The sequence below is a fragment of the Providencia sp. Marseille-Q8014 genome, assembly GCF_965112055.1.
This window is the reverse complement of record NZ_CBCOPT010000001.1, coordinates 1,295,009-1,318,364: the sequence shown is the minus strand read 5'-3', so window position 1 is coordinate 1,318,364 and position 23,356 is coordinate 1,295,009. Positions and strand designations below refer to the sequence as shown.

Annotated in this window: 21 protein-coding genes; 15 read left to right on the top strand and 6 right to left on the bottom strand. The window is 42.4% G+C overall.

From position 1 onward, the window contains the following. Nucleotides 1-26 precede the first annotated feature (26 nt). Nucleotides 27-542, bottom strand: coding sequence for a fimbrial protein (locus tag ACWPW6_RS05695; RefSeq protein WP_230085842.1), 516 nt, complete (start codon nucleotides 540-542; stop codon nucleotides 27-29). 670 nt (nucleotides 543-1,212) lie between these two features. After that, nucleotides 1,213-2,601 carry a cysteine--tRNA ligase gene (gene cysS / locus ACWPW6_RS05690; protein ID WP_154623281.1) on the bottom strand — a complete coding sequence of 463 codons (1,389 nt, stop codon included), beginning with the start codon at nucleotides 2,599-2,601 and terminating at the stop codon, nucleotides 1,213-1,215. A 411-nt stretch (nucleotides 2,602-3,012) separates the two neighbouring features. Here cysS and ppiB point away from each other — a divergent pair, with 411 nt between their 5' ends. From ppiB to ACWPW6_RS05665, 5 genes are all read left to right on the top strand, one after another. Beyond that, complete coding sequence (ppiB, locus tag ACWPW6_RS05685) at nucleotides 3,013-3,507, top strand: peptidylprolyl isomerase B (protein WP_250000180.1); 495 nt, start codon at nucleotides 3,013-3,015, stop codon at nucleotides 3,505-3,507. A gap of 13 nt (nucleotides 3,508-3,520) precedes the next feature. Further along, on the top strand, nucleotides 3,521-4,243 hold the full coding sequence (locus ACWPW6_RS05680; protein ID WP_250000178.1) for a UDP-2,3-diacylglucosamine diphosphatase: 723 nt from the start codon (nucleotides 3,521-3,523) through the stop codon (nucleotides 4,241-4,243). 159 nt (nucleotides 4,244-4,402) lie between these two features. Then, entirely contained in the window at nucleotides 4,403-4,909 is a 507-nt protein-coding gene (gene purE, locus ACWPW6_RS05675) for a 5-(carboxyamino)imidazole ribonucleotide mutase (RefSeq protein ID WP_154623278.1), read from the top strand. Then, nucleotides 4,906-5,988 carry a 5-(carboxyamino)imidazole ribonucleotide synthase gene (gene purK, locus ACWPW6_RS05670; protein ID WP_154623277.1) on the top strand — a complete coding sequence of 361 codons (1,083 nt, stop codon included), beginning with the start codon at nucleotides 4,906-4,908 and terminating at the stop codon, nucleotides 5,986-5,988. The genes purE and purK overlap by 4 nt, the downstream gene beginning before the upstream one ends. A gap of 97 nt (nucleotides 5,989-6,085) precedes the next feature. After that, nucleotides 6,086-7,339 carry an MFS transporter gene (locus ACWPW6_RS05665; RefSeq protein ID WP_154623276.1) on the top strand — a complete coding sequence of 418 codons (1,254 nt, stop codon included), beginning with the start codon at nucleotides 6,086-6,088 and terminating at the stop codon, nucleotides 7,337-7,339. 87 nt (nucleotides 7,340-7,426) lie between these two features. Here ACWPW6_RS05665 and ACWPW6_RS05660 read toward each other — a convergent pair whose 3' ends face one another. From ACWPW6_RS05660 to ybbA, 3 genes are all read right to left on the bottom strand, one after another. Next, nucleotides 7,427-8,791 carry an esterase-like activity of phytase family protein gene (locus ACWPW6_RS05660; protein ID WP_250000177.1) on the bottom strand — a complete coding sequence of 455 codons (1,365 nt, stop codon included), beginning with the start codon at nucleotides 8,789-8,791 and terminating at the stop codon, nucleotides 7,427-7,429. A gap of 151 nt (nucleotides 8,792-8,942) precedes the next feature. Continuing rightward, nucleotides 8,943-11,390, bottom strand: coding sequence for a putative ABC transporter permease subunit YbbP (gene ybbP, locus ACWPW6_RS05655; RefSeq protein WP_250000175.1), 2,448 nt, complete (start codon nucleotides 11,388-11,390; stop codon nucleotides 8,943-8,945). Next, nucleotides 11,387-12,073, bottom strand: coding sequence for a putative ABC transporter ATP-binding protein YbbA (gene ybbA, locus ACWPW6_RS05650; protein ID WP_250000173.1), 687 nt, complete (start codon nucleotides 12,071-12,073; stop codon nucleotides 11,387-11,389). The genes ybbP and ybbA overlap by 4 nt, the downstream gene beginning before the upstream one ends. On the opposite strand from ybbA, the gene tesA reads away from it, so the two are divergent. The 5 genes from tesA (at nucleotide 12,044) to ACWPW6_RS05625 (ending at nucleotide 15,890) form a co-directional block, all read left to right on the top strand. Next, on the top strand, nucleotides 12,044-12,682 hold the full coding sequence (gene tesA, locus ACWPW6_RS05645) for a multifunctional acyl-CoA thioesterase I/protease I/lysophospholipase L1 (protein ID WP_195848160.1): 639 nt from the start codon (nucleotides 12,044-12,046) through the stop codon (nucleotides 12,680-12,682). The two genes, ybbA and tesA, sit on opposite strands and share 30 nt — an antisense overlap. Before the next feature lie 68 nt (nucleotides 12,683-12,750). Then, entirely contained in the window at nucleotides 12,751-13,536 is a 786-nt protein-coding gene (locus tag ACWPW6_RS05640) for an SDR family oxidoreductase (protein ID WP_250000171.1), read from the top strand. A gap of 59 nt (nucleotides 13,537-13,595) precedes the next feature. Beyond that, nucleotides 13,596-14,453: a co-chaperone YbbN gene (locus tag ACWPW6_RS05635; RefSeq protein WP_163860842.1), complete on the top strand. Its 858-nt coding sequence runs from the start codon at nucleotides 13,596-13,598 to the stop codon at nucleotides 14,451-14,453. A 13-nt stretch (nucleotides 14,454-14,466) separates the two neighbouring features. Continuing rightward, nucleotides 14,467-15,414: an SPFH domain-containing protein gene (locus ACWPW6_RS05630; protein ID WP_247046903.1), complete on the top strand. Its 948-nt coding sequence runs from the start codon at nucleotides 14,467-14,469 to the stop codon at nucleotides 15,412-15,414. Then, nucleotides 15,411-15,890, top strand: a complete 480-nt coding sequence (locus ACWPW6_RS05625) for an NfeD family protein (protein WP_196713416.1) — start codon at nucleotides 15,411-15,413, stop codon at nucleotides 15,888-15,890. The genes ACWPW6_RS05630 and ACWPW6_RS05625 overlap by 4 nt, the downstream gene beginning before the upstream one ends. On the opposite strand, the gene cueR is transcribed toward ACWPW6_RS05625, so the two are convergent. Further along, on the bottom strand, nucleotides 15,844-16,254 hold the full coding sequence (gene cueR, locus ACWPW6_RS05620; protein ID WP_154623282.1) for a Cu(I)-responsive transcriptional regulator: 411 nt from the start codon (nucleotides 16,252-16,254) through the stop codon (nucleotides 15,844-15,846). The two genes, ACWPW6_RS05625 and cueR, sit on opposite strands and share 47 nt — an antisense overlap. Nucleotides 16,255-16,392: 138 nt before the next feature. On the opposite strand from cueR, the gene copA reads away from it, so the two are divergent. The 5 genes from copA to ACWPW6_RS05595 all read left to right on the top strand — a co-directional run bounded on the left by copA (nucleotide 16,393) and on the right by ACWPW6_RS05595 (nucleotide 23,337). Then, nucleotides 16,393-19,341: a copper-exporting P-type ATPase CopA gene (copA, locus tag ACWPW6_RS05615; protein ID WP_250000169.1), complete on the top strand. Its 2,949-nt coding sequence runs from the start codon at nucleotides 16,393-16,395 to the stop codon at nucleotides 19,339-19,341. A gap of 202 nt (nucleotides 19,342-19,543) precedes the next feature. Beyond that, nucleotides 19,544-20,344: a TraB/GumN family protein gene (locus ACWPW6_RS05610; RefSeq protein ID WP_247046905.1), complete on the top strand. Its 801-nt coding sequence runs from the start codon at nucleotides 19,544-19,546 to the stop codon at nucleotides 20,342-20,344. Between the two features lie 17 nt (nucleotides 20,345-20,361). Continuing rightward, nucleotides 20,362-20,838 (top strand): Cys-tRNA(Pro)/Cys-tRNA(Cys) deacylase YbaK, encoded by a 477-nt coding sequence (gene ybaK / locus ACWPW6_RS05605; RefSeq protein WP_154623265.1) that lies wholly within the window; start codon nucleotides 20,362-20,364, stop codon nucleotides 20,836-20,838. A gap of 430 nt (nucleotides 20,839-21,268) precedes the next feature. Next, nucleotides 21,269-22,363, top strand: coding sequence for a 3-oxoacyl-ACP synthase III family protein (locus ACWPW6_RS05600; RefSeq protein ID WP_154623471.1), 1,095 nt, complete (start codon nucleotides 21,269-21,271; stop codon nucleotides 22,361-22,363). A gap of 188 nt (nucleotides 22,364-22,551) precedes the next feature. After that, nucleotides 22,552-23,337: a nucleotidyltransferase domain-containing protein gene (locus ACWPW6_RS05595; RefSeq protein ID WP_247046906.1), complete on the top strand. Its 786-nt coding sequence runs from the start codon at nucleotides 22,552-22,554 to the stop codon at nucleotides 23,335-23,337. Nucleotides 23,338-23,356: the final 19 nt, after the last annotated feature.

The window sequence follows — 23,356 nt, the reverse complement described above, 5'->3', positions numbered from 1 at the left end:
GAAATCTGCGCTTCAAGTATTACGAGTTACTCAGATGCATAAGCAATAATAATTGGCGCTGAATATGAACCAACAGCAGGCACAGCATCAGTCGAACCCATACCAACCTTGAAAGAATAATTAGTTGGTTGTGTTGCAGATACCGTTACAGGAATGGCTTTATTAGCAACAACTTGGTCTGTTTTGCCATCTTCTTGCAACATAAAGCCAACTGTAGGGTCGCTACCGATAAAGATATTTTTTGCTGTGTTAGCCGTCGTGGTTGTGCCTTGTACATATAAAGCACCTTTATCTGAATCCGCACTACAATTTTCTAATGATACAACAAGCGCCGTATCACCATTTTGTACATTGGGTGTAAAGCTATTTTGAGCAAAAGTACCAACATTAAATACTGAGTTGCCACCATTTGCAGTGACATTACAAGTTACCGCGGTAATTACACCATTCAGTGTAATATTATCGCTATTATCACCAGCAGCAGCACCAAAGCTGACGCCAGTAAATAACATCGCTGTAATTAACTTAGTTTTAAAAGCCATGATATTCCTCATGAACAAGTAGTGATTAATAGAGCTTAAGTAGCCTCATAATAAATTCAAAATAAATAAGAAATAAAAGATCAGTGTAAGTAGAAATAATATTTACCCCTACCTATTAAAATAATAAATAAAAATACATTTATGTAAACACCTGCTTTTTTAATAATGATAAAACTAAAGCTCATTATATTATTTTAACATTTATTTAAATCTAAATTTTCATTTAAAATACTATCAGTGAGCCAACCAAAGCAAAAATAAAGAAATCTAAATCCATAATAGTCAGTTTTAGACTATAAAGTTGAAATATAAAATTATATTTCATTAATTTGGTAGTTTTTTGTGTTAATTAAGTATTAACACTTAATTTTGTGAGTTTATAGTCACTCTAGATAATTAAATAATGTTGCTACTTTTGAAATATTATTTATCAAAATAGCTCAAAAAATTAATTAAGCCCGTTGCGTTACTATTAATAACATTTGAATTTTTATACTATTAATATTTTAAAAGCCGATATCTTTTAAGTGACTTAATTGGAATTTTTTAGCTGAATCGATACCAGCTTTATTTATTAATCCATAAATAAAGTGGGATGTTAAATGCAGAAAAAGGGAATAAAAAAACCCGTTAAAAATATTTTAACGGGTTAATCTAATCGTATGAGAGGTTATTTACGGCGCCAAGTTGTTCCTTGTGCACCATCTTCTAGCACAATTCCCATTGCCGTTAATTCATCACGGGCTGCATCGGCTAAAGCCCATTCCTTATTTTTACGGGCGTCATTACGCTGTTTAATCAGTGCTTCAATTTTAGCAACTTCTTCATCGCCTTCACTTTGTGCATTACCTTGCAAAAAGGCTTCCGGCTCTTGTTCAAGTAATCCTAATACACTGGCTAATTGACGCAATTCCGCTGCCAATTCATTCGCAGCAACCATGTTTTCTGCTTTTAAGCGGTTAATTTCGCGAGCCATGTCAAACAGGACGGAATAAGCCTCTGGTGTATTAAAATCATCGTTCATCGCTTCTTCAAAACGGTGCTTAAATACTTCACCACCCGCAGGAGCCACTGATTTATCTGTACCACGAAGCGCGGTGTATAAACGCTCTAAAGCCGTACGAGCTTGCTTTAGATTCTCTTCAGTATAATTTAATTGGCTACGATAATGGCCAGATAATAAGAAATAACGCACGGTTTCAGGATCGTAATATCCTAGTACATCACGAATAGTAAAGAAATTATTCAGTGATTTAGACATTTTTTCACGATCAACCATCACCATCCCTGAATGCATCCAGTAATTCACATAAGGACCATCATGAGCACAGGTAGATTGCGCGATTTCATTTTCATGATGTGGGAACATCAAATCAGAACCCCCACCATGGATATCAAAGTGATTACCCAATGCTTTACTGTTCATCGCGGAACACTCAATATGCCAGCCAGGGCGACCTAAGCCCCATGGTGATTCCCAGCTAGGCTCACCTTCTTTTGACATTTTCCATAGTACAAAATCCATTGGGTTACGTTTAACATCAGCAACCTCAACACGCGCCCCTGCTTGTAGTTGTTCTAGATCTTGACGAGATAATTGCCCATAATCTTTATCTGTTTTCACCTCAAACATCACATCACCGTTTTCTGCCACATATGCATGGCCACGTTTGATCAGTAAGTCAGTGAGTTCAATAATTTCTTTAATATGCTGTGTTGCGCGAGGTTCACTATCAGGTCTTAGGATATTGAGAGCATCAAAATCCTTGTGCATTTCAGCCAGCATGCGAGTCGTTAACGCATCAACTGTTTCATTATTTTCAGCAGCACGTTTGATAATTTTATCGTCAATATCCGTCACGTTACGTACATAAGTGAGGTCATAACCCAGATAGCGTAAATAACGGCTAATGGCATCAAAAGCCACAAATGTACGACCATGACCAATATGACACAAATCGTAAATGGTGATACCACACACGTACATCCCTATTTTCCCTGGGTGAATGGGTTTAAACTCTTCTTTTTGGCGACTCAGTGTATTAAAAATCTGTAGCATCTGGACTATTCCGTTAAATGTGTACGTGTTTATCACCCATATACTCGACTCACTCCCAGTTACTGCGCGACGGATAGCATTCGCTCATCCTATGCTAGTATTTCGGAAGCTGCTCGCGATAGACCTATCGTGAATTCGCATCTCAAACTCTTTGGAGTATCGCTGGTTCAAGCTATTAAGGGATATTTCAATAAATATAAGGTATCTACCTACAAAATAGAATGATATTGAACCCTGAACACTATCAGAATGCAAGAAATACACATGATCTTTGTCATACTATCGCTATCGTTCAACGCATTGATAACCTAGACAGTGACTTCAAGTCGGGTTTTATCTGTGATATAAACTTCCTGACAACCACGCCTTCAACAGAAGGCGCAATAAATACAATTATTCAGGATAGCTATTATGGTGACTTTTCATACCAATCACGGTGACATTGTTATTAACACTTTTGACGATAAAGCTCCAGTAACCGTCGAAAACTTTTTGAATTACTGCCGTGAAGGTTTCTACAATAATACCATTTTCCATCGTGTCATTAACGGTTTCATGATCCAAGGCGGCGGTTTTGAACCTGGCATGAAACAAAAAGCAACAAAAACACAGATCAAAAACGAAGCTAATAACGGCTTAAAAAATAATCGTGGTACTTTAGCCATGGCTCGTACTAACGATCCACACTCAGCTACAGCACAGTTTTTCATTAACGTTGTTGATAACGACTTCCTTAACTTCCGTTCAGAACACCCTGATGGTTGGGGCTACTGTGTATTTGCAGAAGTTGTTGAAGGTATGGACGTTGTTGACAAAATCAAAGGGGTTTCAACAGGTCGTAGTGGTTTCCACCAAGACGTTCCACGCGAAGATGTTGTGATTGAAAAAGTGACTGTTAGCGAATAATTCGACGCATAATATGTCCACTTATATCATTGCAGACCTGCATTTGAGTGAAGATGAACCGGCGATTACCGCCGGTTTTATGAATTTTATTCACCAACAAGCTATTAATGCCGACAGCCTGTATATCCTCGGCGACTTTTTTAATTATTGGATTGGTGATGACGATAAGACTCAGCTCCATCAACAAGTGGCTGAAGCCTTAAAAAGCCTTACTGACCGTGGTATCCCTTGTTACTTTATTCATGGAAACCGTGACTTCTTACTAGGCAAACGTTATGCCAAGCAATGTGGCATGACGATACTTAACCAAGAAACATTGCTTGAACTTTATGGTCAACGCGTGTTGATTTTGCATGGCGATACACTGTGTACCGATGACCAAGCTTATCAACGTTATCGTCAAAAGGTCCACACACCATGGATCCAACGTGTATTTTTAACTTTACCTCTATTTATCCGCCGACGTATTGCTGAAAAAATGCGTAAAAATAGTCAATATGCTAGCAGTATGAAAACCGAATCAATTATGGATGTCAATCAGCAGGCCGTTATTGCAGCGTTAGAACACTATCAAGCGGACTGGATGATACATGGTCATACCCATCGCCCCGCTATTCATGAAATTGATGTCGCTGATAAACGTTATTATCGCGGCGTTTTAGGTGCATGGCATCATGAAGGCTCAGCATTTGTGATAAATGAACAAGGTATTGAGCTCATTTTTTTCCCTTTTTAATCTCTGATACGGTGACTCAGTAAATTGCTCAACTCGCATTCGTTTGCTGATATTTTAACCACGCAAACGTTTTCCTTAGCGAGTTACCATGATATGATCGGGGCAATTCATTTTTCCCACCTCACGGTGAAAATTTATTAACCACAGGGATTACACAAAATGACTGCTCAATCTGCGGCAAAAATCGCTATTGTTATGGGTTCTAAAAGTGATTGGACAACCATGCAACACGCTGCCGATGTCTTAACCGAGCTGCAACTGCCTTTCCACGTTGAAATTGTCTCAGCACATCGTACCCCCGACAAACTATTTTCCTTTGCGGAACAAGCAAAAGAAAATGGCTTTGAGGTGATTATTGCAGGAGCCGGCGGAGCCGCTCATTTACCGGGTATGCTTGCAGCAAAAACCTTAGTTCCTGTGTTAGGTGTTCCAGTACAAAGCGCTGCGTTGAGTGGTGTCGATAGTCTCTACTCTATTGTACAAATGCCTAAAGGTATCCCTGTGGGTACACTGGCAATCGGTAAGGCCGGTGCTGCAAATGCGGCACTACTGGCCGCACAAATTCTTGCGAATACTGATAAGGCGCTATTTGCTCGCTTAGCCGCTTGGCGTGAGGCGCAAACGAATGATGTGCTTAACAACCCTGATCCTCGGGAGGCACAATGAAACCCGTCTGTGTCCTTGGTAATGGTCAATTAGGCCGCATGTTGCGTCAAGCAGGTGAACCGCTTGGTATTGCTGTATTTCCTGTTGGGTTAGATGCGGAACCTGAAGCCGTTCCCTATCAACAAAGTGTTATCACCGCAGAAATTGAGCGCTGGCCTGAAACACCACTGACTAAAGAGCTAGCACTTCATAATGCCTTTATTAACCGAGATATTTTTCCTCGTTTAGCAGATAGATTTCCACAAAAAAGCCTCTTTGATTCGCTGGGTTTAGCCACCGCACCTTGGGCTTCTCTTGACGCTAAAGCGCAATGGCCTGAACTCTTTGCAACCCTCGGTGATTTCTTGATCGTCAAACGTAGAACGGGTGGCTATGATGGCCGTGGTCAATGGCGTGTTTCACCCGGTAACGAAGCGAATCTACCCGATGAAATCTATGGGAACTGTATTGTCGAGCAAGGTATCCCTTTTGATGCAGAAGTATCCGTTATTGGCGCTCGTAATCGTGCGGGGGAGTGTGTATTTTATCCCATCACTCATAACCTACATCAAGAAGGTATCTTACGCACCAGTGTCGCTTTCCCCAACGCGAACCATTCACAGCAGCAACAAGCTCAGGCTATGTTAAGTGCTGTCATGAATGAGCTAGATTATGTTGGTGTTATGGCAATGGAGTGTTTTGTCGTTGGTGATAAATTACTTATCAATGAATTAGCTCCACGTGTGCATAACAGTGGTCACTGGACCCAGAATGGTGCCTCTATCAGCCAATTTGAATTGCATTTACGCGCTATTTTAGATTTACCAATGCCATCGCCAACAGTATTTAATCCTTCTGTTATGGTGAATTTAATTGGCACTGAGCTCAATCAACAATGGTTAAGTTTACCGTTAGTTCATCTGCACTGGTATGAAAAAGACGTTCGTCCTGTTCGTAAAGTTGGTCATTTAAACCTGACTCACAGCTGCCCAACTGAGCTTGCTGACAGCCTAAATTCGCTAGTAGAGCTGTTACCAAATGAGTACAAAAGTGGCATTGACTGGGCGAAAGAAAAATTAAACTGGTACTACAGCCAATAAATAGGGAAAATAGCGCCATACGATGCCCGATATTTTCGGGCATTTTGCATTTATATGGCTGCTTTTTTTACGAAAAGGCAGAGTTACTGGAGTTGACATGGCCGCGACAGATTCCCCATCCTTATTTAGCCCACTCTATCAGTGGAGTATCCTCATTCTTTTAGGGATGGTTTATTTTTTAGCCACTGCAACCACCTTTACGTCATTGGGTGTTGTCCTCCCCAGTATGATCGAAGAGCTGAAATGGAGCTGGACAGAAGCAGGGTTTGGTTTCACCTTATTAGGGTTAACCTGTGGTCTTGCAAGTTTCCTGCCCTCCTTGCTTATCCGAAAAATCGGCGTTCGCCTGACACTCCTTCTCGGTACGCTGATCTTTATTGCCGGTTTTTATAGTTTATATTCAACAGAAACCATTAACCGCTATTTTCTTGGCACAGCACTCATTGGTGTGGGTTTCACTTTACTGGCGACCGTTCCTGGAACCTATGTGCTTTCTCGCCTATTTGAAAAGCAGTCATTAGCCTTTGGTTTATATTTTACGATTGGTGGATTGGGTGGTGTCGCTGGGCCTTGGATCTATTTTTATGCATCAAATCAGTTAGGTTCGTGGCGTATGCATTGGGTACTCTGCGCTGTTTACCTTGGCATTGTGACATTCATTACCCTGTTAGCATTGCGTGAAGGTAATCGAGAACGAGAACATGCTAAACATGTGATGCAAAAACAGGTTAGCGACGGCAGTAAACCGATTTATCGCACTACAGAGGTATGGACAGTACGTCGTGCTTTGCGCACTTGGCAGTTTTATTTAATAGCAGCAACCTATACTTCATTTTTATGGTGCGGTATTACGGTTAACAGTTTCGCGGTTGCCCATATTGAAGAGCGCGGCTTTGGTATCACTATTGCCGTTTCATTACTCAGCACAATGGCTTTTGTTAACGCATTTTCAAGATTTATTGGTGGTGCCGTTGGAGAATGGTTGGAGCCCAAAAAACTGTTAATTGTTAGCCTGATCATTATGGTATTTGGGGTTATTTCATTAAGTATCGCAACCTCATGGTTATGGTTGATATTATTTGTGCTCTGTGTCGGTATCGGCTATGGCATGACTTTCTTAGCCTCCAGCGTTTTATTATCCAATTATTTTGGTCGTGGCCCCTATTTAGAGTTATTTTCCGTGGTGAATTTAATTTCTACTGTGGCGTGTTTAGCGCCATTTATTGCGGGTGCGATTAAGGATTATACAAGTAGTTTTACACCTGCATTTCTTATTATCGCCGCCCCTGTTGTCGTGATCCTCATGCTAACGTTAATGATGAAACCGCCTGTTTTATCCGCTAAAAAATGATGCCATTTATCACTGTAAGTCGTGAGTAATAAAATAAAAAAGCTCGGGCTACACCCCGAGCAAAAAAATCAAAATAGACAAGGAAAATTAAGGATTTAACAACGCAGGTACCTTTAATAAGATAAATTCATTATCATCCGCTTGATTAGGGTCACGGCTCGATGAAAATGGATAGTTATTATCATTACCGACAATAATATGTTCACTATCGACAACATCAACATTTTCAATCGTAAAGAATGGGAAAGTGAATACGCCATTATTCAACGGTTTCTTTGCCATTCCTTGCGGGTCTTTTATATTCATTAAATCGATATAGGCTTGCTTATCAACCGGTTTGCCTTGATTGGTATCCGAAAACTCAATACGATAAACACGCTTAAACTTCGCTAGTTGACTAAAACAATTTTGCGTCTCTGTGGTACTTTCAGGACAGGCTTTATCGGCTGTGCCTTCTCCATTATCACGCTCAATAATCAAACCGTGTGTATCATCAATCATATTGAAATCGCCGATGGCATTTTGATTATCTTCAAAGACATATAACCAACTACGTCCACTCCATTGCTGTTTTTTCACATCAAATTCAAGGATACGAGCGGCACGCTTGCCATCGACATTTTCATAATCTTGTTTCTCTTCATCCCAAATAGCCCCTTCAAGCATAGGGTATAGCTTAGTGCCATCTGGTGATGAGGCCATGCCTTCAAAACCTTTTGAACGGTTGACTTGAAAATGAATTTTATCCGTAGGTTTAGCAGGCGTGGTAACTTGATAGTGATCAGGTGAAATCACTTTTTTGCCATCAACGTGAGTTTCAAATAATGCGAGAACTTTGCCATTGAGATCCATCTTAATTAAATAAGGACCAAACTCATCCCCTACCCATAATGCGCCATCCGCAAATTGAAAGCTTTCAGGATCAAAATCACTCCCTGTTAGATAACGCTTATCTGTACTTTCATTCATGATATGAAATGGAATGATTTTATCCGGATCGTGGAAGAAAACAGTATTGAGTGGATTGGCTTGGCCGGTTTTAAAATCAATGTCGTATTGAGTTAAATACAGCATCGAGTCTGGTGAATTAACCTTATTGCCATAACCATTGTCGGTCAGTACCCAATAGGTGCCATCGGCCATACGTTTAATACCGGAATGTCCCTGTCGAGGTTGACCTTTAATCGGTACATGCATCCCAGTTGGACGATCGGCAGACTTCCCTTCAACCTTACCGAGTTCGTCAATACGATTTCCTGTCGTATATTTTCCGCTAACCTGTAAATCTAGTGGTGCATCAGTGGGCGCTGGTACTGTAGAATTGACCGATAAAATAGCGTGTCCTGCTAGTGTTGCAGAGACTTCTTGTTGAGCATACCCTGTGTTGGAAAATGCAATCAATGTTGCAAGTAACGATAATGTACGTAATTTTATGGTGCGGCGAGGCTGCATTATTATGTTCCCATCAAATAGTTAATCATTTATTGACTCGGGAATCATAAGCAGGATAAATGACAATTTAGTGATGGAATTAAGACAGTTATTTGAACGGCTTCTTACTCCTGCACTAGTCAAAAATAAGAAGCCGTATTCATAAAATAAATTAGCTATTTGGCATGCGACGATGTTGATTGCCAGTGCCTAACAAACGAATGCCAAGCCAGCTACCACAAATCGATAGCAGTAGCGCTGCACATAATGGCAATAATAACCACATTGACCACTCTGGCTGCCAAGGAAAATCAAACACTTTGGTTTGTAATAACCATAAAGCAACCTCTGCACCAAATGCCGCCGCAAGTCCCGCCATTAAGCCAAGTAAGGCAAATTCACTCCATAAGGTACGACGCATCAATTTTTTACTTGCCCCTAACGTGCGATAGACCACTAACTCGCGTTCTCTTTGGCTCATTCCGACTTGAATTTGCGCTAATAAAAGTAGTAAACCACAGAAAATCACGAGTACTACCATGACTTCAAGCGCTTGACTTACTTGTTGTAAAATTTGCTGGATTTGTGCGATCAAGGCACCAGTATCTAATACATTGATAGTAGGATAGTTACGGCTCAAATCCGTTAACAATTTGCCATTGCCATCATAGTAAAAACTGCTCATCCATGTCGCGGGGATATCGTTTAAAGTCTCCTCTGAGAAGATAAAGAAAAAGTTCGGTCGCAAACTTTCCCAGTCAACAGTACGAATGCTACTGACTGTTGCACTAAAGACTTGAGCTCCCGCATTAAACGTCAGTTTATCCCCTATTTTGATTCCTAGCTGTTTCACCACAGTTTGTTCAATGGAAACTTCTCCCTCTTTAGGCGGCCACGTTCCTTCATTCACCACATTGGCGTCAGGTAGAGAGGATTGCCATGTGAGGCTTAATTCACGTCGCACCGTATTATTGTTAGGGTCTCTCTCATCAGCCCACTCTATTGCAGAGGTATTATTTATTTCAGACAAACGAGCTAATACTACCGGATAAAACTCTGTCGGCTTCACTTGGTGCTTCGCTAACAGCTCTGTCACCGGTTTTATCTGTGACTCATTCATATTAATTAGAAAATAATTGGGGCTGTCTGCTGGCAGTTGCTGCTGCCATTTATCCAATAAATCCCCCCTCACTAAGATCAATAGTGCCAGTAACATGAATGAGAGCGAAAATGCGCTCATTTGCGTAATTGTTTGTAGCGGTTGACGCAATAAACGGCTAACTGAAAGACGTAAACTCAATTGCTTAAACTTCAATTGCCGCAATAGCCACAAACCAAGCCACCCAATTAATGCCAATAAAACCGCGACGATCACAATACCAATCAAAATTGACCATAAAAGAGGGTTAACTCCGGCAAACAGAAAGAGTCCCCCAACAACGATCAAGCTGACGATTGGCAAATAATAATACAGCGGCCAAACAGGTGAAGGAGCATCTTCCCGTAAAACTCGTGATGGTTGCGTAGCCATCAATTGGCGATAAGGACGGATCCCGACAATTATGGCGATTAAAAATAGCGTACCAATAGCCCAAACCCATGGCCATAAACTCGCTGAAGGAAGTGCTTTAGGTAACATTGCGCCCAGTATTTGCATCAAAATACCTTCGAACGCTAATCCTAACAGCGACCCTAATAGCGCCGCCGCCATTAATATCACTAACCACTGACCAATAACCCATTTTTGTAATGCTGAACGCCCAGCCCCCAACGTTTTCAATACCGCAATTAGTTGGTGACGACTACGACAATAATGGGTCATCGAGACAACCACTGCCGCGATTGCTAACAACAAGGTCAACAATACCGACAGCAGTAAAAATTGCTGAGCGCGTTGGAACGTTTTCCCTACTGCCCCGCTATTTTCTTTTAAGGTATACCAACGTTGGTCAGTTCTGAGTTGCTTATCAAACTGAGCCTCAAATGCATCAATAGCGGCACTATCGCCCGCAAACATATCGCGATAAGTTAAGCGGCTCCCTACCTGAACTGCTCCTGTCGATTCTGCATCGTCCAATGCAATTAACACTCTAGGGGCAATTTGAAATGGGTTAAAACCACTATCAGGCTCTTGAATTAATTTACCTGAAATTTTTAACGTGGCATCGCCAATATCAATATCATCGCCAATCTTTAAATTCAGTAACTCCAATAAACGAGGGGTGACTAAAATTTCCCCTTTCGTTGGGCGCAGCCCTGCTGGCTCAGTGATGAGCTCACCATACAGTGGATATGCCTGATCCGCCGCTTTCACTAGGACTAGTTGAGGGCGTAACGCTTCATCTACCGTTGAGTATGCCATGGTAGAAAACGACATTTGCTGGCTTAGCGTTAAGCCGTTATCTTTGGCTTGTTGTAACCAAGAGGGATCACTAGGATGAGATGAACGTAGCACCAAATCGCCTGCCAACAGTTCACGGCTTTGATAGCTCATGCTGTTTTCAATACGATCGCCAATGCGTCCTAACGCTAAAACACATGCCACTGCCAATGTTAGCGCAAGCCAGACAATCAAAAGTGATGGCGTTTTCCATTCTCGCCAAAACCAACGCCAAATCATGCCTCTTCCCTCAATACACCATCCACTAATCGTAAACGACGTTGGCAACGAGCTGCCAATTCATTGTCATGGGTCACTAAAATCAACGTCGTGCCATATTCTTTGTTCATTGAGAATAATAAGTCTGCAATTTTATCGCCGGTATGACGATCAAGGTTGCCAGTCGGTTCATCTGCAAACAGAATTTTAGGGCGACCATTAAATGCTCTCGCTAAGGCGACACGCTGTTGTTCACCTCCTGATAATTGAGCTGACATATGTTTTAATCGATTACCTAACCCCAATTCAGTCAATAAACTCGCGGCTTGTTGATAACTTGCAGACTCGGGCTCTCCGCGCAATAAGGCGGGTAACTGCACATTCTCTAGCGCATTGAGTGAAGGGATCAACATAAACGATTGAAAAACAAATCCAACACTCTGAGCACGGAGAAATGCCCGTTGTTCTTCATCCAGTTGAGTAAGATCTTGGCCTAATAGGCTGACGCTACCGCTACTGCCATCATCCAGTCCAGCAATGATACCGAGCAGTGTCGATTTACCAGAACCTGACTCGCCAATTAAAGCAATTGTTTGACCGGACTCGACAATTAGCTCAACACCTTGCAATATAGTCAATTCATGTTCACCTTGACCAACACGTTTAATGAGATGATGAACTTCAAGAATATTTTCCGCCGACATTTACTGGTATTTCTCCTGTTATTTGGCGCGAGTGGACCAGCACTCGCCACCACAAAACTATTGATCCTGGGTGACAGCCTAAGTGCAGGCTATCGACTACCGGCAGAGCAAGCTTGGGCATCCTTACTCGCCGAACGTTGGCAGAAATTGTCACCGCCCGTTATTGTTGTTAACGGCAGTATCAGTGGAAACACCTCCGCACAAGGACTGGAGCGTCTTCCTGCCTTACTAGAACAAAATAAACCCGACTGGGTGTTGATCGAGTTAGGTGCAAACGATGGTTTGCAGGGGTTATCTGTTCAACAGATGGAAAACACACTACAACAAATTATCGAACAAATAACGCAATCGGGCGCTAAACCGCTTTTAATGCAAATTCGTATACCGCCAAACTACGGTAAACGCTATACTTCTAGTTTTGAAAAAGTCTATCCAACGCTTGCGCAAAAAAACGCGGTTCCACTGCTGCCTTTTTATATGGAAACCATTATTACCAAGCCTGAATGGATCCAACAGGATGGTATTCATCCAACAGAAGAAGCTCAACCTTCTATTGCTGATTTTATGGAAAAACAATTGCAACCTTATTTATTTTCACCATCAGAATAAAGGTTTAAATAAGTGAGTAATAATAAAGCAATTTTTATCTCAATTTGAGCCTACAGGTAGGTAAAGTTATGCAAAAATCGGTATTTATCACTGGTGCATCTAGCGGTATTGGGTTGTGTGCAGCTCAAACCCTTCGCCAACGCGGCTATCATGTGATTGTCGCTTGCCGTAAAGAAGCCGATATTTTACGTCTCAAAGGATTGGGATTTGATGCTGTAGAGCTCAATCTTGATGATAACCATAGCATAGATCGCGCTGCGGATGAGGTACTCAGCCTCTGTCATGGTCGGCTTTTCGGATTATTCAATAACGCGGGATTTGGCGTCTACGGTGAACTCACTAGTATTAGCCGCCACCAGTTAGAAGCTCAGTTTTCGACTAACTTTTTCGGAATACACCAATTGACCTTGCGTCTACTCCCAGCGATGCTAGCACATAATGAAGGGCGGATCGTCCAAACTAGCTCAGTGATGGGGATTATCTCTACGCCCGGCCGTGGCGCTTATGCAGCCAGTAAATATGCATTAGAGGCTTGGTCAGATGCACTACGTCTCGAATTAAAAGGGACCAACATCCATGTGAGTTTAATTGAACCGGGACCTATTCATACCCATTTCACCCATAACGTAGAACAGACTCAGCTGGATAAACCGGTTAAAAATCCAAGTATCGCACAACGTTTTACCTTAACCCCAGAACATGTGGTGGAAAAATTAGTGCATGCCCTTGAAAGCACTCGTCCGCGTATTCGTTATTCTGTTACGTTACTGACTGTTGCGGTACGTATTCTAAAACGACTCTTGCCGGACTGTTTAATGGATAAAATACTGGCGGGTCAGGGAAAAAAAGCTTGAAAAAAAACAAATTAGCCCCACGTATACAATATTAGAAACTTATTTGAAAGAGATATCTTATGCAAGCTTTTGCCCAAATCATCGATGTTAATGAACAAAACCTGCACCAAGTCGTAGAACAATCAATGCAGATACCTGTTATGTTCTATTTCTGGTCAGCACAAAGTCCACATTGCCAAGAGCTTGGCGCAACGCTCGACAAAATTGCCAATGACTATGCCGGCCTATTTATATTGGCTCGAGTTAATTGTGATGTAGAACAAAACGTTGCCGCTCAGTTTGGTCTTCGAGCAATCCCTACTGTCTATGTATTGCAAGAAGGTCGTCCTGTTGATGGTTTTCAAGGCCCTCAACCCGAGGAAGTCGTGTTAGAGATACTTTCACGCGTTTTACCAAGCCCTGAAGAATTAAAAGCTGCACAAGCAGCAGAATTGATCGCTGAAGGTAAGCACCAAGAAGCCTTACCATTACTGAAAGAAGCCCACCAGCTCAATGCTAAAAACAGTGAAATCACATTACTGCTGGCTGAAACGCAAATCCAACTGAATCAAGTTGATGAAGCTGAAACGACATTGTCATCCGTGCCAATGCAAGATCAAGACAGCCGTTATCAAGGCTTGCTTGCCCAAATTGAACTGTTAAGACAAGCTGCTGATACACCAGAAATTCAACAGCTACAACAGCAATTTGAAGCGGACCCGAGCAATGCGGCTTTAGCAGTGCAATTAGCCCTAAAATTGCATGAAGTCAATCGTAATGAAGAAGCATTAGAAATATTACTAAACTTCTTGAAAAAAGACCTCAGTGCTGGAGAAGGCGCTGTGAAAAAAACCATGATGGATATTATGTCAGCGATGGGAACGGGTGATGCTGTCGCCAGTAAATATCGTCGCCAAGTGTATTCATTACTTTATTAAGTAAGGATTAATAATGGACTTGTTCGCGTTTGGTGCTATACCCATAATCATTTTTATCGCCATCGTTATTGTTTTTACCTGCGTAAAAACAGTACCGCAAGGATACCAATGGACTGTTGAACGTTTTGGGCGCTATACCCGCACATTACAACCAGGTCTTCATATCATTGTGCCTTTTATGGATAAAATAGGTCGTCGTATCAATATGATGGAACAAGTTCTTGATATTCCATCACAAGAAGTTATCTCACGCGATAACGCTAACGTAACGATTGATGCTGTTTGCTTTATTCAAGTCGTTGACCCAGTCCGTGCAGCCTATGAAGTCAGCAACCTTGAGCTATCTGTGCTGAATCTCACCATGACCAATATCCGTACCGTTTTAGGCTCAATGGAATTGGATGAAATGCTGTCACAACGTGATGCGATTAACTCTCGCCTGCTTCATATCGTGGATGATGCAACCAACCCTTGGGGCGTGAAAATTACCCGTATTGAAATTCGTGATGTAAAACCGCCTAAAGAGCTTATTAACGCGATGAACGCACAGATGAAAGCGGAACGTACTAAGCGTGCTGATATTCTTGAGGCAGAGGGTATCCGTCAAGCCGCGATCCTAAAAGCCGAAGGTGAAAAACAATCACAAATTCTCAAAGCTGAAGGGGATCGTCAGTCTGCATTCCTGCAAGCAGAGGCTCGCGAGAGAGCCGCTGAGGCCGAGGCTAAAGCCACCCAAATGGTGTCTGAGGCTATCTCTGCCGGTGACATGCAAGCCATTAATTATTTCGTTGCTCAAAAATACACCGATGCACTTGCCAGCATTGGTGCGGCAGATAATAGTAAAGTCATCATGATGCCTCTTGAAGCCAGTAATTTAATGGGGGCGATTGGCGGTATCTCTGAACTTATCAACCAGAGTAAAAACAGCAATAACAACGCTAAAAAGCAGGAAAACTCATGATAGAACTTATCAGCGCTCAACCTGCTTGGTTTTGGCTATGCCTTGGTGGTTTATTGCTGATTGCTGAATTACTCGGCACCGGAGGTTATCTATTATGGTCAGGTATCGCCGCGGTAGTCGTGGCGATCACGGCATTGATCCTGCCTTTCCTTGGGTGGGAATGGCAAGGCATCTTATTTGCCGTCTTCACCATCGCTTCCGCGATATTATGGCGGAAATGGTTAAGTTCACGCAAAAATGTGCCCGCTGATGAGATAAACCAAAAAAGCCATCAACTTATTGGCGTCAAAGTTCGTTTACTCTCTGATACTGAAGAGGGTTTTAGCCGTGCACGTCTAGCGGATGGCAGCTGGCGAGTCTATAGTGAATTACCATTAAAAGCCGGAACTGAGGTGATTATCACCTCAGTTGATGGTATCACATTGCATGTTAAGCCTTGTCATGATGACAACAGCTCCGTGCAAGGTGATCAATAATCGGGCAATCAGCACCCTCATCACCAGGACAGGCATCCACTAATTCTTGTAAGGTATCCTTTATGGCAGACAATTTTGCAATTGTCTGCTCTAATTCAGCGATTTTAGCCATCGTCGTACTTTTTACGTCAGCACTGTGTCTCGCTGGATTACGAAACAAGCCTAGTAATTCGCCACACTCCTCTAAGGTAAACCCAACATCTTTTGCTTGCTTCAATAAGCCCAATTCATCGAGATGTCTATCCTGATAATAGCGATAACTATTTTCGCCCCGCTCAGGTGGCGTAATTAAACCTTTTTCTTCATAAAAACGAATGGCCTTTGCGGTAAGGCCTGTTTTTTTGGCAATTTCGCTAATATTCATCATATCTCTTGACCTTAACCTTGAGGGAAGGTTTAACCTTTTCTATATATCAAAATTTATATGATTTAAAAAACTCATTGAATTCTGTCATGATAATAAAAAAGACGGAATCAGTCATGAGTTTAGGAGATTTAACTTATGAGTAGCAAAATCATTCTCTCCCTGCAAGGACTAAGTTGCATGCACTGTGTGAATACAGTGACCAAAGCGCTCGAAGCTCGTTCAGATATTGAAAATGTCAAAGTCACGATCGAGTATGCCGTTATTGAAACTAATGCCAGTACGCAGTCGTTGATTGAAACTATTGAAGCAGCAGGATATGAAGCCAAAGTGGCTGAAAAACCGGATGTAACGCTACAGCTTTCCGGCCTAAGTTGCATGAACTGTGCAGGTAAAACTCAGCAAGCTCTTGAAGCCGTTGACGGTGTTGCCGCTGCTATTGTAGATACCCAACAAGCTAGCGTTTATGGCAATACAACCGCAGAAGCCTTAATTCAAGCCGTTGAACAAGCTGGCTATAAAGCGCAAGTCGCTGTGCCAAACCGTGTGAATTTAGCCTTATCAGGACTGAGCTGCATGAAATGTGCAGAAAAAACTCGCCTCGCCCTTGAAGCCGTTGAGGGGGTAGAGAAAGCAGATGTGAATACCGAGTCGGCTGTTGTCTACGGTAATGCTCCGGTAGAACAGTTAATTGCAGCAGTGACGGGAATAGGCTATCAAGCAACGCAGAACGATGAAGATGACACGACTGCCCCAAAAACTGAGCCGCTGACCATACCTACTGAGCAACCGGAAACAAGCTCAGCGGCAATCTGTGATATTCCGGCACAGCAGTCTGACGTCGATCAACAACCTGAAATATCGCCAGCTGATGACAGTATTCAATTGCTATTAGATGGCATGACCTGTGCGAGTTGCGTTAATAAAGTACAAAAAGCGCTAACCAGCGTAGCGGGGGTCGAGAATGCACGGGTTAATCTTGCTGAACGCAGTGCGTTAGTCACTGGTACAGCACAACCCGCAGATCTCGTCGCCGCTGTTGAAAAAGCCGGTTATGGTGCAGAAATTATTCAGGATGAAACGAAACGACGTGAACGCCAGCAACAAGTTGCAGATGCCAATATGCGTCGCTTTCGTTGGCAATCAGCACTGGCATTAGCACTCGGTATCCCAGTCATGATCTGGGGTATGATGGGCGATAATATGATGTTAAGCCCTCAAAACCATTTCATTTGGCTGACAATTGGTATCTTAACTTTAGCTGTAATGGTATTTGCAGGTGGTCACTTCTATAAAAATGCATGGCAAAGCCTCAAAAATGGCAGTGCGACTATGGATACCTTAGTCGCATTAGGAACTGGGGCGGCTTGGTTATACTCGATAGTGGTTAACCTATGGCCTGAGCTGTTTCCAGAACAAGCTCGCCATCTTTATTATGAAGCCAGTGCTATGATCATCGGTTTGATTAACTTAGGCCATGCTCTTGAACAGCGCGCCCGTCAACGCTCTTCAAAAGCGCTGGAAAGGCTACTCGACTTAACGCCACCCACAGCGCGTGTGGTAACCGAGCAAGGGGAAGTCGATTTGCCTCTCGAACACGTTAAAAAAGGCATGATATTACGCCTAGCAACAGGGGATCGTGTTCCTGTTGATGGTGAAATCATAGAAGGCGAAGTTTGGTTAGATGAAGCTATGCTGACAGGAGAACCGATCCCTCAACAAAAAACCAAAGGAGATCAAGTTCATGCAGGTACTGTTGTGCAAGATGGAACAGTTCTTTTCCGTGCGGCAGCCGTCGGTAGCCAAACCACGCTTGCACGTATTATTCACTTAGTTCGCCAAGCACAAAGTAGTAAACCACAAATTGGCCAATTAGCCGACCGCATTTCCGCTGTATTCGTGCCTGTGGTCGTTGCAATTGCCGTCATCTCCGGCCTCATTTGGTATTTTGTCGGTCCTGCACCACAAATTACTTATGCCTTAGTGATTACAACCACGGTTCTGATCATTGCTTGCCCATGCGCATTAGGGTTAGCGACACCGATGTCGATTATTTCTGGTGTCGGGCGGGCAGCCGAGTTTGGCGTATTAGTACGTGATGCCGATGCCCTCCAGCAAGCCAGTGAATTAGATACCATTGTTTTCGACAAGACTGGGACGTTAACGGAAGGAATGCCACAAGTTACGGATATTCATACCTTTAATCATTTTTCTGAACATGAAGTGTTGCAAATTGCCGCCTCACTTGAAAGTGGCTCTAACCACCCGCTTGCTCGTGCCATTACTCAACGGGCTAAAGAACTTTCACTCCCAGCCAATGAGCAATTTAGAACATTAGCGGGTCTCGGTATCAGTGCAGTCGTTAATGGTCAAACCGTTTTGCTCGGAAATCAAAAACTCCTTGCACAAAGCGGTGTTAATACGAGCGAGATCGATACGGTCTTACATCAACAGGCTTCACAAGGGGTAACGCCTGTATTATTGGCTATCGATGGTCAAGTGGCTGCTTTGCTGTCCATTCGTGACCCATTACGTGAAGACAGTGTCAGTGCGCTAGCTCGACTGCATAAGCAAGGTTTCCGTTTAGTCATGTTAACGGGAGATAACCCCGTCACCGCGAAAGCCATTGCGAAAGAAGCCGGTATTGATGAAGTCATTGCGGGTGTCATGCCAGACGGTAAATCAGCCGCAATTGAATCATTGCAAGCTAAAGGCCATAAGGTTGCCATGGTTGGTGATGGGATCAACGATGCTCCGGCATTAGCCCGTGCAGATGTTGGTATTGCTATGGGCGGAGGTAGTGATATTGCTATCGAAACAGCTTCCATTACCTTAATGCGCCAAAGTTTACACGGTGTGGCCGATGCGGTTGCTATTTCTAAAGGTACCTTGCGCAATATGAAACAAAACTTGTTCGGTGCTTTTGTGTATAACTCATTAGGCATTCCAATCGCCGCGGGTATTCTTTATCCATTAACAGGCACCCTATTAAACCCTGTCGTTGCGGGGGCTGCCATGGCGCTATCATCGATTACGGTCGTGACTAATGCCAACCGGTTATTACGCTTTAAACCGAAACAAGACTAGTCGACAAGCTAAACCGCCCCAAGAGTGAGTTATTCCGCTATTGGGGCGCTTCATGTTGAAGCTTCCTAGCGCATATCCATTTTACTGCCATGAATCAGTCTCGTAATATTTCGAAGAAAAAATAGCGCAAAGTGAGTCGCCAAACGGAGTCAGATTGTTTAATCTAACGGATTGATATCTAAATATGAGATGAGGAAATGACATGGCCAAGCTGCTCGAAAGTTTAAAGAACTGGTTACATACGGAAGCAGCCCCCGTCTATCCTTATCCTGCCGTTGATATTCGTTTATCAAAGAAACTCAAACTGCATATTGTGGGCAGTATTCATATGGGCACTGAAAATATGTTCCCCTTGTCTGAAATACTGCTTGAGAAGCTTAACCAAGCCGATGCTTTGATTGTTGAATCGGATATCACTGATATGCGTTCACCTTTCACTGCGGGTGAAAACGCTCACGTACCGTTACAAGAACGCTTAACGGCTACTGAGTACGCTTTGTTACTAAGCCATTGCCAAGAAATACACCAAGAGCCAACACAGTTTGATTCCCTTCCCTCATGGCAAGTTGCTTTAATCCTACAAGCAACCCAAGCTCAAGGCCTCGGTTTACATGGGCGCTATGGGATTGATTATCAATTATTATGTAATGCACAATCCCAACAAAAAAAGATCATTGAACTTGAGGGGATCGATACTCAAATCGAGTTGCTATTAACATTGCCTGAGGAAGGCCTAGCCTTACTAAGAGATACGCTGGTACATTGGCGTACTAATGCCCGCTCGCTACAAACTATGATCAGTTGGTGGTTAGATTTCCAACCAAATAATGACGTGACATTACCTAAAACCTTCAGTGATGAGGTGTACCACGTACTGATGGAACAACGTAACCAAGCTTGGAGCACTAAGCTTAGATCATTACCTGATGGTTATTATGTTGTCGCGGTTGGAGCGCTACATTTGTTTGGTGATGGCAGCTTAGTTGACCATTTACGCAATTGAAAAATACAGGTAAATATATGACTCCTGCTGTCAATCTACTGGAAAAACAAAAGATAAATTTTAAGCTTCACCCTTATGAACATGACCCGAATGTCCATAATTTTGGGGATGAAGCCGTGAATAAGCTCGGTTTAGATGCAAAGCAAGTCTTCAAAACCTTATTGGTCGCTCTTAATGGTGATCAAAAAAAATTAGCCGTTGCGGTTACCCCTGTGTCGGGACAATTAGATTTAAAATTGGTCGCCAAAGTCTTCAATGTGAAAAAAGTTGAAATGGCAGATCCACAAGTCGCGCAAAAAACAACGGGCTATTTAATCGGTGGCATTAGCCCACTCGGCCAAAAAAAACGTTTACTGACTGTCATCGATAGCCAAGCTCAACAATATCCGACGATATTTATTTCTGGGGGAAAAAGAGGATTAGATATTGAGTTAGCGCCACAAGATTTAGCTAATGTGCTTAATGCTAGCTTTGCAGAAATAAAAAAACTTTAACAGCTTGATTATGTGACTTCGCACCATCGTTTTTACCTCCTATATATTGCCCATTAATATTTGATGGGCACCCCCTCTTCGGGATAATACATTAAACAATTGATTTACATAGATGTATTAATTATCCACCAATAAAAAATCCTATTATTTCATTCAGATTATGCATAATATAAATACCAACTTAATTATAATTTCTTTAATAGTTAATATATAAAAGTTTTATTTTTATTAATGTTCTTGAACTATAAAATTTACCATCTAATATTTATTTAATCTTTATGTTTATATAAAAAACACGATTATTCATGGTGATAATATTCAGTCATTATAATTTATATATTGTCTAACTTGGGAAATATCGTTTTATTTTATTGGTGTAAATGTAACAACTCGCAATTAGCTTAATTATCAACATCACTAAGGAGAACATATGTTATCCGTTGGAATTCAATCGATTGCAATTCATTTACCTGAAGGAGTACGTACCAATGGATGGTGGGATAAAGACGCTATCGTTCGTCGTAAACCTTCCCTTTCTCGATCTCAACCCTCCCCCCCTCATTTTTATGATGACGCAATGAAACCTTATCTATCTGACACTTTTCTCGGTAGCGTGGAACGTCGAGTTGTCATCAATCATGAGAGTGCCTCATCGCTTGGTATCAAAGCCGCCACGAAAGTGTTAACAGCGGCCAAAATACCCGCAAGTGATATCGATTGTCTCATCGTGACCTCTCTCTTTGACGATAACATCGGTTTCGGAGATGCGGGGTATATTGCTCATGCATTAGGGATTGGTGGCGGCGCATTCAATATTTCAGCCACCTGTAATGGCTCAATGTCGGCTTTCCTCACAGCCTGTGGGTTAGTCCAAAGCGGACAAAAAAAGAGAGTATTAGTGATTGCGACGGCCCAATTTTCTCGCCTATTTGATGCAGATGATCCCGCTTTGCGCTTTTATGGCGATGCATCTGCCGCTTTCATTGTTGGTTCAGTCGAAAAATCATTTGGCCTGCTTAGCACTGAGTCTATTCATCTGGGGGAAACATGCGGAACGTGGCACTTAGATGTCATTGAAGGTCAACAGACTCCCATATCTCAACGTCTTCGTTTACGTATCGATGATACGGTGTCTCAAGTACTACGCGCCACGTCAGAATATTACCTGAAACGCACCGTTGACAGCGCGTTGTTAAAAGCCAACGTGACGATTGAACAAATTGATTGTGTTGCACTAAATACACCTACAGCTTGGCATGCAGAGTTTTCTGCCAATGCGTTAGGCATAGCAAAAGAGCGAGTGGTGAATACTTTTCCTCAGAACGCGTATAGTGGCCCCGCAATGGTTCCTATCCATTTATACATGGCTGCCACACAAAAACTGATCAAACCCGGCTCACTCGTTGTCTTATACGCCTATGGGGGGCACTCTGAAGCGTCTGCCGCTGTACTACGTTGGTCCGATGTTAGCCTTGGCGAGCCGCCAGCGCCCGCTTTCGTGGTTGATCACGAGCTAACCTTGTGATTTACTTTTATATATCAACACGATTTGATGCGTGTAAATAATCTCTTGTTGGCATTATCTTTATTCTACATAATTATTTTATGTAGAATAATATCGCGGTAGGCTGCTTTAGGTGTGTACCGATGACATCCACTCATCGCTCATTATGTCAACGCTCCATGACTAAAAAGATCTAAAAGGGATTTATCATGGCAGTTGATGAAAATGGTTACATCAGCACACTACACAATAACACCACCCAAACCACATACCAAGGCATAGTATCCTTTGTTCAGGCGGAGCTTTTGGCTGAGTATGGGGAGGCTATTTGCAGTATTTTTATTTATGGTAGTGTAGCGCGTGGTCATGCTATCCCCTCTATTTCAGATCTCGACTTGTGTGTTATTTTCAATAACAACATCAGTGAAAACGAGACGCTAGCTCTTGAACACATTGCGCAAAACAGTATTCAGTATTTCCCTATCATACCTAAAATTGATTTTGATATTGCCACCAAACAGGAGGTTCTCGCCCCCAGTAATATCAATAGTTGGGGATACTGGTTAAAACATCATTGCCGAATCATTTATGGCGAAGACCTTTCTCTCTTCTTTCCGCGATTCCGTCCATCAAGGGATATCGCATTAGCCGTTAATAGTGACTATCATTCTGTTCTTTTAGAATATCGCCAAAAAATAGCCAACACAGACGATCACTCGACATACTTAACATTATCAAAACAAGCCGCCAAAAAACTAATACGCTCTACCAATATCTTACGAACATTTCATGATAATGATTGGCCTGATACGCTCAGTGAACATGTCAGTCGATTGAGTGGTAAATACCCTAAGTTAGAACAGCAATTACCCTTTTTTATTGAACAAATTCAGTTAGGCATTCACTCGAAACACGACTTCATTGCACATTTACAAGCCGCCTTAACCTGTTTATTACAAGAAGACAAAAGCATAATGCCATATGAAAAAACCTGATCCCAGCCACTGGCTAAGA